The organism is Roseateles sp. (assembly GCF_039595595.1).
GTDB lineage: Bacteria > Pseudomonadota > Gammaproteobacteria > Burkholderiales > Burkholderiaceae_C > Roseateles.
On the sequence record NZ_JBCNLG010000002.1, the window covers coordinates 363,394 to 376,703 of the forward strand.

The window sequence follows — 13,310 nt, forward strand, 5'->3', positions numbered from 1 at the left end:
TTCTTCATCGTCCCTGCTCCTGAAGCTGGAGGGTACTGGTGCGTTCAATCCATTCGCCCGCAGCGTCCTGGACGACTTCTCGCAAGGTGATCTCGGTCTCGCTGATCTTGGTGATGCGGCCGAAGTTCTGGCCCAGGTAGTCACCCACCTTGGCCTGGTAAAGCAGGTTGTCCACCCGCAGCAGCGCATAGGGGCGGCCGTCGCGTGCAACACTGCCCACCATCGTCATCGTGTCCAGCGGGAAGGCTTCCAGCGGTTCACGCCGGCGCTTCATCTCGGCAGCCAGCAGCGAACTGGGTTGCGTTGCCTCGCGCCGGAGCGCCACCGTGAGCTTCTGGGTGCTGAACGGGTCAACCACCGCCTGCGCCTCGTAAGGCTGCGGCTGGAAGGTCTTCGGCGGCGTCAGCGGTTTCACCGTCGGGCGCGTCTGCTGCCGCTGCTCATCCATCCACTGCTGGAGTTCGTCGGTGCCGCCGGTGCAGGCTGCGAGCAGTGTGCCGGTCAAGGCGAGCCCCACCCAGCCCAGCCATCGGCCCCGGGCCTCTGAAGATCGAAGAATGCTCGTCATTTCTTCTTCTCCGCGGCCGCGGCGGCCTTCTTCTGCTCTTCGATCTCGTTGGGATCGAGGTAGCGGTAGGTCCGCGCGGTCGCATCCATCGTCAACGTGGCATTCGTGTCCGCGCGGGGCGCCTGATTGCCCGAACCTGGCGCCGCGATCACGAGGTCATGCAGCGTCACGATGCGCGACAGGTTCGACACGTCAGCCGTGAAGGCGCCGATGTCGTGGTAGCGGCCGGTCACCTTGATCGCGATCGGCTGCTCGGCGTAGTAGTCCCGCATGGCGATCTGGCCAGGACGGAACAGTTCGAACTGCAAGCCGCGCCCCAATCCAGCCTGGTTGATGTCGGACAGGAGCGCATCCATCTCGGCCTTGCCCGGCAGCTGCTTTTCAAGCTGCAGCACGTACTCCTCGACCTGCACCTTCTGCTTGCGCAGCTCCGGCAGGTTGACCGCCTGGGTCAGCTTGTTGTTGAAGTCTTCCTTCAAGCGGGGCTCGCGATCGCGCTCGGCATCGAGCGCCGCCTGCTCATCCGACAGGACGGCGAACCAGCCCAGTCCCACCGTCAGCAGCATCACGAAGATGAAGGCGACGTAACGCGGCGCCGGCGGCCATTGGCCCGGCTCCTGCATGTTCAGGTTCTGGAACTGCCCGGAGAAATCCGCGAACCAGGCGTTGAGGTCCAGGTTTTTCAAGCTTGCCATGGGCTCCTCACGACTTCTTCGCTGGCGTGGCGGCAGCGCCGCTGGCCGCGCCCGCCGCCGCTTCCGGCGCGACGCTCTTGATGCTGACCTGAATCGAGAAATCGTACAGGCGGCGCGGATCGCGCGGGTTCACCGGCGCGGCCTTGATCTCGACCAGATCCGGGTTCTCGACCCATTCGGCGCGGCTGAGATTGCGCAGCATCTCCGACACGCGTTCATTGGACGCCGCGACGCCGGTGATCAGTACCGACTTGTTGTTCTGGCGCGTGGACTGCAGGAACACGCCTTCGGGCGTGAACTTGGCCAGTTCATTGAGCAGGTGGACCGGAGTGTTGCGATCGCTCTGCAGGTTCTCGACCGCGCGCTGTCGCGCGCGCAGCGCGTCGATTTCCGCCCGCAGGGTCGCAATGTCCTTGATCTGCGCGTCGAGCTTGGCGATCTCGGCCTTCAGATAGTCGTTGCGCTGGGCCTGCGCCGCAGTGAGCTGCTCCAGCAGCAGATAAATGAAACCGGCGATCAGCAGACCGACGGCGAAAGACATTCCCAGCCCGACGAAGAACGCGGCCTTGCGGCGCTTGCGCTTCTCCTCGCGGTGCGGGAGCAGGTTGATCAGAATCACTGAAAGAACCTCCGCATGGCCAGGCCGCATGCCGTCAGGTAAGCCGGGGCTTCACGGCGCAGCTTGGATTCGCGCACCGCGGATCCCAGCACCATGTTCTCGAACGGGTTCACCACCATGCAGGCGAAGCCGGTCAGCTCGGTCACGCGCTCCTTCAGGCCGGGCAGCGTGGCGGTGCCACCCGCGAGCATCACGTAGTGAACCTTGTGGTGTGGCGTGCTGGTGAAGAAGTACTGCAGCGCACGGCCGATCTCCTGCGACAGCGAGTCGACGAAGGGATTCAGCACCTGCGTCTCGTAGTCGTCGGGCAGTTCGCCGCTGAGCTTCTTGAGCTCGGCCTCCTCGAACGAGAAGCCGTATTGACGCGAGATCAACATGGTCAGTTGCGAGCCGCCAAAGGCCTGGTCGCGGTCGTACAGCATCTCGTCGTCACGCAGCACCTTGAGCGACGTCGTGTCGGCGCCGATCTCGAACAGCGCGACGAGCGCGTCCTTGCCCTCGTTGGGCAGGGTTTCGACCAGCCGGCCCACCGCCATGCGCGAGGCATGCGACTCGATGTCGAGCACGATCGGCTTCAGGCCGGCGGCCTCGGCCAGCGCCTGGCGATCCTGCACTCGGTCCTTGCGCGACGCGGCGATCAGCACCTCGACGTCGCCGACCGAAGTCGGGCTCGGGCCGATGACGCAGAAGTCCAGCGACACCTCGTCCAGCGAGAACGGGATGTACTGGTTCGCCTCGGCCTCGACCTGCAGCTCGAGTTCTTCCTCGCGCAGGCCAGCCGGCAGCATGATCTTCTTGGTGATCACCGAGCTCTGCGGCATGGCCAGCGCGGCCTGCCGCGTGCGGCTGCCACTGCGCGTCACCACCCGCCGAACCGCGTCCGCGACCTCGTCGAATTTCTCGATCTGGCCGTCGGTAATCCAGCCTTTTTCAAATGGCTCGGTGGCGAAACGTTCCAGAACGTATTCGCCGCTCGAGTTTTGACTCAATTCCACAAGCTTGACACTGGACGATGAAATGTCCAGGCCAATCATGGGCGGATGCGCGCGACCGCGCAGTAGGTCCAACAGCCCCATGATGCGTTCCCCCAACGCGCCGCTCATGCGCCGGTTTGTTAATAAGTTACTTGAATGCTATCAGCAAAGCCCTTGTCGCCCCAAGGCAAAGCGGTCACAGCACGTAACGCCGCGTTGCGTAACATACACGCCACCGACGGGTGGTAAAGCACCGAAAAAATGCCTTCGGGCTCCCCATTCCGGGCGGTATCGCGTCAGATTCACGGGGCGCAAAATCTCCCGCCGGACATCTTCGTGAGGGATGTCTCGAGGGGCTGAAAACGCCGCCGCGGAGTGTCCGCGAAGTTCCCGTCAATTCCTGTAACAGACTCGGAGCGAGGATCCGGAGCTCAGGACCCCGCTTCCGGGGCCCTTCCTATAATCGCCGCTCGCGGCCCGCATCGTCACCCGTACAGGCCCTGATAGGGGCGGCCAGCCAGCAAGATTGCACATTCCGTCCGGCCCATGCCCTCGAAGAAAACCCCAGAGCCCTCCGAACCCTCCTTCGATGCCCCGTCCGACGCAGGCTCGGGCTCCAAGAAAGTCCAAGGCGACGCGCCGCGCAAGACACCCAAGGGCCAGGCCCGGACACGGCGCCCCTGGTTCGTCCGGGCGCTGGGCTGGCTGTTCGGCCTGATCCTGGCAGGCGCTGGCGCGGTCGTGCTGCTGGTCGGCATGGCGCTGGCCATGGCCTACCCTCAGCTGCCGGACATCTCCGGCCTGACCGACTACCGGCCCAAGCTGCCGCTGCGCGTCATGTCCAGCGAAGGCCAGTTGCTCGCCGAATACGGCGAGGAGCGCCGCAGCTACTCCGACATCCGCGAGATCCCGAAGGTGATGCAGGACGCGATCCTGGCGATCGAGGACGCGCGCTTCTATCAGCATGGCGGCGTGGACTACCTGGGCGTCATCCGCGCCGGTCTGGCCAACTTCAGCGAGTCCAAGAGCCAGGGCGCGTCGACGATCACCATGCAGGTGGCGCGCAACTTCTATCTCTCCACGGAGAAGACCTTCACCCGCAAGATCTACGAGATCCTGCTGGCGCTGAAGATCGAAAGCGCCCTGCCCAAGGACAAGATCCTCGAGATCTACATGAACCAGATCTTCCTGGGACACCGCGCCTACGGCTTCGCGGCGGCCAGCGAGGTCTACTTCGGCAAGCCGCTCAAGGATCTGTCGATCGCCGAGGCCGCGATGCTGGCCGGGTTGCCGAAAGCACCATCTGCTTACAACCCCATCAACAATCCGCGCCGGGCGGTGTTGCGTCAGCAATACATCATCGACCGGATGCTGGAGATGGGCTTCATCACGCCCGAGCAGCACGCCGCCGCCAAGGCCGAGAAGCTGCGCATCCGCCCCCCGCAGGAAGCCGCCAGCCACGCCGAATACGTCGCCGAACTGGCGCGCCAGCTGATCTTCAGCCAGTACGGCGACGAGGCCTACACGCGCGGCCTGAACGTCTACCTGACGCTGCACGCCGACGAGCAGGAGCGCGCCTACCGCGCCCTGCGCCGCGGGATCATGGACTACGAGCGCCGCCAGGTGTACCGCGGCCCCGAGGCCTACGTGGACCTGCCGGCCGACCCCAAGGAGCTGGATACCCGCATCGCCGAGGCGCTGTCCGACCACCCGGCCAATGACGAGCTGTTGGCGGCGGTGGTGCTGGAGGCCAGTCCCAAGCAGGTCGTCGCCGCGCTGCAGAGCGGGGAATCGGTGACGATCACCGGCGACGGCTTGAAACCGGCGACCTCCGGCCTGTCCGAGAAGGGCAATCCGAAGACGCGCATCCGGCGCGGCGCGGTCATCCGCGTGATCAAGCTGGTCAAGAACAACAAGGACGAATGGACGATCACGCAGTTGCCGGAGGTCGAGGGCGCGATGGTGGCGCTCAGCCCGAAGGACGGCAGCGTCCGCGCGCTGGTCGGCGGCTTCGACTACAACAAGAACAAGTTCAACCACGTCACCCAGGCCTGGCGCCAGCCGGGCTCCAGCTTCAAGCCCTTCATCTACTCGTCGGCGCTGGAGAAGGGCTTCAACGGCGCGACCGTGGTCAACGACGGTCCGCTGTTCTTCGACGCGACCACCACCGGCAGCCAGCCCTGGGAGCCCAAGAACTACGACGGCACCTTCGAAGGCCCGATGCCGCTGCGCCGCGCGCTGGCCAAGTCGAAGAACATGGTCTCGATCCGCGTGCTGCAGTCCGTCGGCGTGAAGTACGCGCAGGAATGGATCACCCGCTTCGGCTTCGACGCGGACAAGCATCCCGCCTACCTGACGATGGCGCTGGGCGCGGGCTCGGTGACGCCGATGCAGATGGCGCAGGCCTACTCGGTCTTCGCCAACGGCGGCTACCGGATCGCGCCGCAGCTGGTGCAGCGAATCACCGATCACTCGGGCCGCGTGCTCTATCAGCAACAGGCCAAGGCCTTCGAGGACGCGCAGCGCGCCATCGAGCCGCGCAACGCCTTCCTGATGGACAGCCTGCTGCAGGAGGTGGCGCGCAGCGGCACTGCCGCGCGCACGCAGGCCACGCTGAAGCGTCCGGACATCTACGGCAAGACCGGCACGACCAACGACTCGATGGACGCCTGGTTCGCGGGCTTCCAGCCGGAGCTGGTCTCGGTGGTGTGGATCGGCTACGACCAGCCGCGCAAGCTGGGCGATCGCGAGACCGGGGGCGGTCTGGCGCTGCCGGTCTGGATCGAGTTCATGCAGTACGCGCTGCGCAACACGCCGGTGCAGGAGATCCAGCCGCCGGAGGGCGTCGTGAACATCGGCGGCGAGTGGTACTACGACGAGTTCGCCAACAACAACGGCGTGAAGGCGCTCGGCAACGAGGAGCACGTCCCGACCACCGGCTCCGAGGAAGAGAAGAAGAGCATCCTCGATCTCTTCAAGCGCTGAACGGCGCGCACGAAAGCAAAGGCGCCCCGCGGGGCGCCCTTTCATTGAAGGTCGCTCGAACGCAGCCGGCTCAAATGCCGCTGAAACGCAGCGGCTTGCCGCCGTGATGGCTGGCTTCGTCGGACAGCCGGGCGAAGAACTCCTGGCCGTCCTTGGTGTCGCGCCACTGGCCGTCGACGAACTTGAAGTGATAGCCACCCCGGCGCGAAGCCAGCCACAACTCATGCAACGGCGGCTGCGTGTTGACGACGATCTTGCTGCGGTCGGGGAACTGCAATTCCAGCAGGCCACCGGTGCGATGCTGGTCCACATCGATCACATCGCCATCGAGCCAGGCATCGATCTCGGTTTCGATGCTGGCCAGCACGGCGTCGGTGCGGGCGTCGTATTCGGCGTCGGTCAGCGGAGTGGCGGTCATGTGCGGTCGAAAGCGGGCTCGTTGGCGACTAGACTGCGAGCCCATGAAGAACGTGAAGACGCGAAGTGTAGGCGCAGCCTCCACGCCGGCCCGCGCCCGCCCGGCCAAGGCCCTGACGACCTTGATGTTGTGCGCCGCCGTGCTCGCCCTCGGCGCCTGCGGGCAGAAGCGTCCGCTGCAATTGCCGGTGAAGCATCCGGCCCCGGCATCGGCGCCGGCCACGTCCGCCGCTCCGGCGGCTTCCGCCGCCAGCGCGGCGCGCTGACCGCGCGCGATACAGCTCGCGGCCTGGAGTGGATCGTCAGATCCGCCCCTCCTCCACCGCGTGACAGGCCACGCGCACCCCCTTGAGCGCCAGCAACTGCGGCCGCTCGCTGCTGCAGCGCGCATTCGCGTGGGGGCATCGGGGGTGGAAGCTGCACCCGCTCGGGGGATTCAGCGGGTTGGGCACCTCCCCTTGCACCGGGGTGCGTGACCGGCCCGTCATGTGGATGTCCGGAATCGCGTCGAGCAGCATCCGCGTGTACGGATGCCGCGGCGTCGCGAACAGGGTCCGCTTGTCCGCCTGCTCGACAAGCCGGCCGAGATACATGACCCCGACCTGATCCGCGACGTGCCGCACCACCGCCAGGTTGTGCGAGATGAACAGATAGGTCAGGCCCTGCTTGCGCTGCAGGTCCTTCATGATGTTCAGCACCTGCGCCTGCACCGATACGTCCAGCGCCGAGGTCGGCTCGTCGCAGACCAGGAACTCCGGCTCGGTGGCCAGCGCGCGCGCGATCGAGATCCGCTGCCGCTGCCCGCCGGAGAACTGATGCGGGAATTTCTCGGCATCGGCCGGCGACAGTCCCACCGACTGGAGCAGTTCGCCAACGCGGCGTTTCAGGCCGGCGACATCGCGCACGAGACCGTGCTCGCGCAGCGGCTCGGCGACGATGTCCTGCACCTTCCAGCGCGGGTTCAGGCTGGCATAGGGATCCTGGAAGATCATCTGCATCCGGCGCCGCAGCGCCAGCGCCGTCGGCCCTTTCAGCGTGGCCGCGATGTCGGCGCCGTCGAAACGCACCTCGCCCTGCGTCGGCGCGTACAGACCGACCAGCAAGCGCGCCACCGTGCTCTTGCCACAGCCGGACTCGCCGACGAGTGCCAGCGTCTGCCCCTTCTCGATCGTGAAGCTGACGCCGTCCACCGCGTGGACGAACTGCCGCGGCTTGCGCTCGATCACCCGGTTCAGCCAGGGCGCGGACACATCGAAGGTCTTGGCCAGGTCGCGCACCTCGACCAGCGCGGCGCCTGCCTGGCCGGCCATCGTGCGGTCTTCCGCCTCGATGGCGGCGCTCGTCTTCTCGCTCAGGACCGTCATGCGGCGCCTCCTTGCTGCGCGACATCCCCCTCGACAGCGGCGGCAGCCACGGCATGCAGCCAGCAGGCGGCCGAGGTCGCGGGCGCCCTCATCAAATCCGGACGCTGCTGATGGCAGCGGTCGAACGCCTTGGGGCAGCGTGGATGGAAGGCGCAACCGCTCGGGATCGCGTTGAGCCGCGGCATCGCGCCATCGATCTGCACCAGCCGCTCGCGGTCCTCGTCCATCGAGGGAATCGATCCCATCAGCCCCGCCGTGTACGGATGCCCCGGACGGTGGATCACCTCCTGCACCGGCCCGATCTCGGCGACGCGGCCGGCATACATCACGGCCACGCGATCGCAGGTTTCGGCGATCACGCCCATGTCGTGCGTCACCAGCATCACCGATGCGCCCTGCTCGCGGCACACGCGCTTGAGCAAGGCAATGATCTGCGCCTGGATCGACACATCGAGCGCCGTGGTCGGCTCATCCGCCACGATCAGCTTGGGATCGGCCGCGAGCGCCAGGGCGATCACCACGCGCTGGCGCATGCCGCCGGAGAACTGATGCGGGTACTGGTCCACGCGCGCCTCGGGGGCGGGGATCCCGGTCGCCGCGAGCAGCTCGATCGCGCGGGCGCGCGCCTGCTTCGGCGTCAGGCCCAGATGCGTCGTGATCGTCTCCACCAGTTGGCGGCCGACCGTGTAGAGCGGATTCAGCGAGGTCAGCGGGTCCTGGAAGATCGCGCCGATCTGGCGGCCGCGCACGCGCCGCATCTGGTCGGCGGGCAGGTTGTCGATGCGGCGGCCCTCGAGCAGGATCTCGCCGCCAGCGATGCGGCCCGGCGGTTCGAGCAGGCCGATGATCGCGGCGCCGGTCAGCGACTTGCCGGCGCCGGACTCGCCCACCACGCCGAGCACCTCGCCCGCCGCGATGTCGAAGGACACGTCGTCCAGCGCGAGCAGCGTGCCGCGCCGGGTCGGGAATTCCACGCGCAGATGGCGGACTTGAAGCAGGGGAGCGGTCATCGATCGGTCCGTCATCTCAACGCAGGCGGGGATTGAGCGCATCACGCAGCCAATCGCCGAGCAGGTTCACCGACAGCGCGATCAGGATCAGCATGGCGCTCGGCGCGATGGTGATCCAGAGCTCGCCGGAGTAGAGGAAGTCGTTGCCGATGCGGATCAGCGTGCCCAGCGACGGGCTGGTCGGCGGCACGCCCACGCCCAGGAAGGACAGCGTCGCCTCGATCAGGATCGCCGAAGCCACCTGCAGCGTGGCCAGCACCATCACCGGACCGGTGACATTGGGCAGCACGTGGCGCCACATGATCGCCATCGGCTTGGCGCCGATCACGCGCGCAGCCTGGACGTATTCCTTGTTGCGCTCGACCAGCGTCGAGCCGCGCACCGTGCGCGCGTACTGGACCCAGCCCGTCAGCCCGATCGCCAGCACCAGCACCGCGAAGGCCAGCGTGTCGTGCGCGTTCTTGAAGACGACGCGGCCGATGCCGTCGATCAGCAGGGCGATCAGGATCGACGGGAAGGACAGCATCACGTCGCAGACCCGCATGATGAAGGCGTCGACGCGGCCGCCGACGAAGCCCGCGAGCAGGCCCAGCCCCACGCCCACCACCATCGACAGGACCACCGACGCGACGCCGACCAGCAGCGAGATGCGCGAGCCATACATGATCGCGGACAGCAGGTCGCGCCCCTGGTCGTCGGTGCCGAGCAGGTACTTCGAGGAGCCGCCCTCGACCCAGGCCGGCGGCAGACGCGAGTCCATCAGCTCCAGCGACGCGAGATCGAAGGGATCGTGCGGCGCGATCCAGGGCGCGAACAGCGCGCACACCAGGCATACGAGCGCGACGAAGGCCGCGGCCATCGCGGTCTTCGATCGGGTGAACGAGTGCCACACGTCCCCGTCGAAGAAGCGCCGCAGCGCATTCGGTGCCGGGGCGACAGGCGGGGGCGGCGAAGGAGGCAGGGAAGCGGTCATTCGAGGGCGCGCGGGGCGATCGGTTCGAGGGCGGGGCGGCGGGGTCGCCGGCTCAATGGGGCGCCACGGGCAGCGCCTGCTCGACAAGCGCCGCGAACAGCGCGGAGCCCAGCGGCAGCACCTCGTCGTTGAAGTCGTAGCGTGGCTGGTGCAGGCCGCAGGGACCGCCCTGCCCCAGCCGCAGATAAGCGCCGGGCCGGGCTTGCAGCATGAAGGCGAAGTCCTCCGACCCCATGCTGGGCACGAGTTTGTCGTCGACGTTCTCGGCGCCGACCAGCGTCTGCGCGACGCGCACCGCGAAGTCGGCCTCGGCCGCGCTGTTGATCGTGGCGGGATAGAGGCGCTGGTAATCGACCTTGGCGCTGGCGCCGAAACCGAGCGCGACCGATTCGACCAGGCGCGTCATGCGCTCCTCGAGCAATTGCTGCACCTCGGGCTTGAAGCTGCGCACGGTGCCGGTCAGCTGCGCGGCCTCCGGAATCACGCTGAACGCGCTGGACTCGCCGGCCTGCATCGAGCACAGGCTCACCACGGCCTGTTCGATCGGAGCGATGTTGCGCGACACCAAGCTTTGCACGGCGGTGATCAGGTGGCCGGCGATCAGCACCGGATCGATGCTGAGGTGCGGATGCGCCCCATGGCCGCCGCGGCCCTGGATGGTGATGGTGACGCGATCCGCCGCAGCCATCATGGCGCCGCGGTTCAGGCCGATCTTGCCCGGCGGCAGGTGCGGCCAGTTGTGCATCGCATAGATCGACTCGACCGGGAATCTGTCGAACAGGCCGTCGGCGATCATCTCGCGCGCGCCCCCGTAGCCTTCCTCGCCGGGCTGGAACACCAGCACCGCGGTCCCGCTGAAGCGGCGCGTCTGCGCCAGGTGGCGGGCCGCGCCGACCAGCATCGCGCAGTGGCCGTCATGGCCGCAGGCATGCATCAGGCCGGGCGTCGAGGAGCGCCACGCGAAGTCGTTCTGCTCGCGCAGCGGCAGCGCGTCCATGTCGGCGCGCAGGCCGATCAGGCGCGGCGCCGCGGCGCCCTCCCCGTCCGCCGGCTGCTGACCATGGATGGTCGCGACGATGCCGGTGCGGCCCAGGCCCTGGTGGATCTCGTCGACGCCGCAAGCCTTGAGCGCCTGCACGATGCGCGCCGCCGTGCGGTGCTCCTCGAACCCGAGTTCCGGCATCGCGTGGAGCTCGCGGCGCAGCGCGACCAGCTCGCCGCGCGACTCGAAGAGCCGTTGGTAGGTGCCCGCCGACGGGGCGGTCAGCAACTGCGATTCGCTCATGTCAGTGGGCGCCGCCGCGCACGCGCAGGCGCGGGTCGACGGCGAAGTACAGCAGGTCGACGACGAGGTTGATCACCACGAAGATCAGCGAGATCAGGCACAGATAGGCCGCCATCACCGGAATGTCGGCGAACTGCACCGCCTGGATGAACAGCAGACCCATGCCGGGCCATTGAAACACGGTCTCGGTGATGATCGCAAAGGCAATCAGCGATCCCAATTGCAGGCCGGTGATGGTGATGACCGGCACCAGCGTGTTCTTCAGCGCATGGCCGAAGTAGATCGTGCGGTCGCTCAGGCCGCGGGCGCGGGCGAACTTGATGTAGTCGGCGCGCAGCACTTCCAGCATCTCGGCCCGCACGATGCGCATGATCAGCGTCAACTGGAACACGGCCAGCGTGATGCTCGGCAGCAGCAGATGCTTCAGGCCGTCGGTGGTGAGCAAGCCGGTGCTCCAGGTCCCGAACATCACCACGTCGCCGCGGCCGAAGCTTGGCAGCCAGGTCAGCTGTACGGCGAAGACCAGGATCAGCAGAATGCCGATCAGGAAGGTCGGCAGCGCCACGCCAAGCAGCGACAGCGTCATCAGCGCCTGCGCGCCGAAGCTGCCGCGGCGCAGCGCCGCATAGACGCCGAGCGGGATGCCGAACACGAGCGCGATCAGCGCGGCCGCCGCGGAGAGTTCGAGCGTCGCCGGGAAGCGCTCGGCGATCAGCGCGGACACCTTGCGGCCCTGCTTCAGGCTGACGCCGAATTCGCCCTGGGCCGCGTTGGCGGCGAAGTGCGCGAACTGCACGACGAAGGATTGGTCCAGGCCCAGGTCCTTGCGCAGTTGCTCGCGCTGCTCCGGCGTCGCGTCCTGTCCGAGCAGGTTGTTGACCGGGTCGCCGACATACTGGAACAGCATGAAGGCGATGAAGGCCACCGTCAGCATGACGATGACGGCCTGCGCCAGACGGCGAAGAATGAAAACCAGCATGGACGAGGGCCTCCGGCGACGGCTTGGGCGTGACGGCTCGTGGCCTGGGCCCTGGCACGACCTGACCCCGGAGGCGAGGCGCTTCAGAAGGGGACCATCATCGAGGAGCGTTTCACGCCCGGCAAGTGGGTTACTCCTTAACGCCACGCGAACCCGGCGTCGTGCGGGCCGTCACGCCGCAAAGAAAAAACCGCCCGAAGGCGGTTTCCATGCGGCGCCGCGATGGACGCCGATGCGCTTGGATTGCAGGAGTCTGAGCGATCAGAAGCGGTGACGCAGACCGACGATCGAGCCGCCGCGCTTCTCGGCGCCGTTGGCGAAACGGACCGCGCCGTCGGAGGCGTACTTCGTGTAATCCAGCTCCAGATACGCGTCGGTGCGCTTGGAGAAGGCGTAGTCGGCGACGACGGCGAAGTAGTGGCCCTTGCTCTTTTGCGTGCTGACCACGTAGTGCGTCTGCTGCGCGTACCAGTAGTGCGCGCCCAGATTCAACTGAGGGGTCATCTGGTAGGTGAAGCCGGCGGAGATCATGTCGCGCTTCTTGACGTCGTTGGCCGCGGCGTTCAGCACCGGGCCAAGCAGGCCGGCCGTGTAGAGCGTGCCCATCGCGCCGCCCGCGTCGAACTTGTTGGTCGCCCACGAGAGGTTCATGTACCAGGGCCCGACCGTGTAGCCGGCGCCAGCGGTCCAGCCCTTGACCTTGCGGCCCGTCTGGTCCTCGACCTGCAGATAGGCCCCGCCCAGGGCGATGGGGCCGTCGGCATAGCGCAGCAGGCCGCCGGCCGATTTGTTCGGGCCCGTGCCTTCGCCGGCGGAGACCTGGACCTCACCGCGGATGGGGCCGGACTCGATCAGGTACTTGACCATGTTGTCCTGGCGGGCACCCATCGACAGACCGATTTCGGGCTTGTAGGCCTCGATGTAGGGCGAGTACTTGAAGGAGGCGTAGGTCGACGTGTAGATGTCGAACAGGATGTTGTACTGGCGACCAATGGTGATACGGCCGAAATCGCTCGACTGCAGGCCCACCCACGACTGACGCCAGAAGTCGGCCGCGGCCACCTGGCCGGTGTCGGAGCTCAGACGATGCTCGAGGTTGGCGATCGCCTTCAGACCGCCACCCATGTCCTCGGTCACGTTGATGCCAAGCCGGCTTTGAGACATGCCGCCGGGGATCACCTGCTTTTCCGAGGAACCGGCGTTGGCGTTGCTCGTCCAGCGCAGACCCACGTCCATGATGCCGTATAGCTGCACGGTCGACTGGGCCCAGGCGGCACTGGTGCTGGCTGCCAGGATGCTCAGCGCCAAGGCGGCTTTCTTCATGTGATGTCTCCTGTGTTTGGTTTGGTCGCCGTGATCGATTCTCAGCGAAGCCCTCCAGCGGAGATGCTTTGTGTTGCACATCGCCCACGCGAGCAAACCCTGTCAAGTTTGTGACGAC

The 13,310-nt window shown here is 66.8% G+C and carries 13 protein-coding genes; 2 read left to right on the plus strand and 11 right to left on the minus strand.

Annotated features, from left to right (window positions below; translation table 11 throughout):
- Positions 1-4: 4 nt before the first annotated feature.
- From ABDW61_RS04405 to ABDW61_RS04420, 4 genes are read right to left on the minus strand one after another with little or no spacing between them, the layout of a single operon-like run.
- Entirely contained in the window at positions 5-568 is a 564-nt protein-coding gene (locus ABDW61_RS04405) for a pilus assembly protein PilP (RefSeq protein WP_343636574.1), read from the minus strand.
- Entirely contained in the window at positions 565-1,263 is a 699-nt protein-coding gene (locus tag ABDW61_RS04410; protein ID WP_343636575.1) for a type 4a pilus biogenesis protein PilO, read from the minus strand. Before ABDW61_RS04410 ends, ABDW61_RS04405 begins: the two co-directional genes overlap by 4 nt.
- A gap of 7 nt (positions 1,264-1,270) precedes the next feature.
- Entirely contained in the window at positions 1,271-1,882 is a 612-nt protein-coding gene (locus tag ABDW61_RS04415) for a PilN domain-containing protein (RefSeq protein WP_343636576.1), read from the minus strand.
- Positions 1,879-2,958, minus strand: a complete 1,080-nt coding sequence (locus ABDW61_RS04420; protein ID WP_343636909.1) for a pilus assembly protein PilM — start codon at positions 2,956-2,958, stop codon at positions 1,879-1,881. The genes ABDW61_RS04415 and ABDW61_RS04420 overlap by 4 nt, the downstream gene beginning before the upstream one ends.
- 444 nt (positions 2,959-3,402) lie before the next feature.
- Between ABDW61_RS04420 and ABDW61_RS04425 the strand changes: the two genes are divergently transcribed.
- On the plus strand, positions 3,403-5,841 hold the full coding sequence (locus tag ABDW61_RS04425; RefSeq protein WP_343636577.1) for a penicillin-binding protein 1A: 2,439 nt from the start codon (positions 3,403-3,405) through the stop codon (positions 5,839-5,841).
- 70 nt (positions 5,842-5,911) lie between these two features.
- On the opposite strand, the gene cyaY is transcribed toward ABDW61_RS04425, so the two are convergent.
- Positions 5,912-6,244 (minus strand): iron donor protein CyaY, encoded by a 333-nt coding sequence (gene cyaY, locus ABDW61_RS04430; protein WP_343636911.1) that lies wholly within the window; start codon positions 6,242-6,244, stop codon positions 5,912-5,914.
- 139 nt (positions 6,245-6,383) lie between these two features.
- Between cyaY and ABDW61_RS04435 the strand changes: the two genes are divergently transcribed.
- The gene (locus tag ABDW61_RS04435) at positions 6,384-6,524 is read left to right on the plus strand and encodes a lipoprotein (protein ID WP_343636913.1); all 141 of its coding nucleotides are present in this window, start codon (positions 6,384-6,386) and stop codon (positions 6,522-6,524) included.
- A 36-nt stretch (positions 6,525-6,560) separates the two neighbouring features.
- Here the strand turns inward: ABDW61_RS04435 and ABDW61_RS04440 are convergent, their stop codons facing one another.
- The 6 genes from ABDW61_RS04440 to ABDW61_RS04465 form a co-directional block, all read right to left on the minus strand.
- Positions 6,561-7,568, minus strand: coding sequence for an oligopeptide/dipeptide ABC transporter ATP-binding protein (locus ABDW61_RS04440; RefSeq protein ID WP_343636915.1), 1,008 nt, complete (start codon positions 7,566-7,568; stop codon positions 6,561-6,563).
- Positions 7,569-7,618: 50 nt separating this feature from the next.
- Positions 7,619-8,632 carry an ABC transporter ATP-binding protein gene (locus ABDW61_RS04445; RefSeq protein WP_343636578.1) on the minus strand — a complete coding sequence of 338 codons (1,014 nt, stop codon included), beginning with the start codon at positions 8,630-8,632 and terminating at the stop codon, positions 7,619-7,621.
- A gap of 16 nt (positions 8,633-8,648) precedes the next feature.
- Positions 8,649-9,605, minus strand: a complete 957-nt coding sequence (locus tag ABDW61_RS04450; RefSeq protein WP_343636579.1) for an ABC transporter permease — start codon at positions 9,603-9,605, stop codon at positions 8,649-8,651.
- A gap of 52 nt (positions 9,606-9,657) precedes the next feature.
- Positions 9,658-10,890: a M20 aminoacylase family protein gene (locus ABDW61_RS04455; protein WP_343636580.1), complete on the minus strand. Its 1,233-nt coding sequence runs from the start codon at positions 10,888-10,890 to the stop codon at positions 9,658-9,660.
- Position 10,891: 1 nt separating this feature from the next.
- Positions 10,892-11,869 (minus strand): ABC transporter permease, encoded by a 978-nt coding sequence (locus tag ABDW61_RS04460; protein ID WP_343636582.1) that lies wholly within the window; start codon positions 11,867-11,869, stop codon positions 10,892-10,894.
- A 261-nt stretch (positions 11,870-12,130) separates the two neighbouring features.
- Complete coding sequence (locus tag ABDW61_RS04465) at positions 12,131-13,192, minus strand: porin (RefSeq protein ID WP_343636584.1); 1,062 nt, start codon at positions 13,190-13,192, stop codon at positions 12,131-12,133.
- Positions 13,193-13,310: the final 118 nt, after the last annotated feature.

Bases quoted from the DNA above. Each gene is read 5' to 3' on its own strand.
- ABDW61_RS04460 (WP_343636582.1), bottom strand. From the start codon at position 11,869: ATGCTGGTTTTCATTCTTCGCCGTCTGGCGCAGGCCGTCATCGTCATG.
- ABDW61_RS04455 (WP_343636580.1), bottom strand. From the start codon at position 10,890: ATGAGCGAATCGCAGTTGCTGACCGCCCCGTCGGCGGGCACCTACCAA.
- ABDW61_RS04425 (WP_343636577.1), top strand. From the start codon at position 3,403: ATGCCCTCGAAGAAAACCCCAGAGCCCTCCGAACCCTCCTTCGATGCC.
- ABDW61_RS04445 (WP_343636578.1), bottom strand. From the start codon at position 8,632: ATGACCGCTCCCCTGCTTCAAGTCCGCCATCTGCGCGTGGAATTCCCG.
- ABDW61_RS04420 (WP_343636909.1), bottom strand. From the start codon at position 2,958: ATGGGGCTGTTGGACCTACTGCGCGGTCGCGCGCATCCGCCCATGATT.
- ABDW61_RS04435 (WP_343636913.1), top strand. From the start codon at position 6,384: ATGTTGTGCGCCGCCGTGCTCGCCCTCGGCGCCTGCGGGCAGAAGCGT.
- ABDW61_RS04410 (WP_343636575.1), bottom strand. From the start codon at position 1,263: ATGGCAAGCTTGAAAAACCTGGACCTCAACGCCTGGTTCGCGGATTTC.
- ABDW61_RS04450 (WP_343636579.1), bottom strand. From the start codon at position 9,605: ATGACCGCTTCCCTGCCTCCTTCGCCGCCCCCGCCTGTCGCCCCGGCA.
- ABDW61_RS04465 (WP_343636584.1), bottom strand. From the start codon at position 13,192: ATGAAGAAAGCCGCCTTGGCGCTGAGCATCCTGGCAGCCAGCACCAGT.
- ABDW61_RS04440 (WP_343636915.1), bottom strand. From the start codon at position 7,568: ATGGCCGGCCAGGCAGGCGCCGCGCTGGTCGAGGTGCGCGACCTGGCC.
- ABDW61_RS04405 (WP_343636574.1), bottom strand. From the start codon at position 568: ATGACGAGCATTCTTCGATCTTCAGAGGCCCGGGGCCGATGGCTGGGC.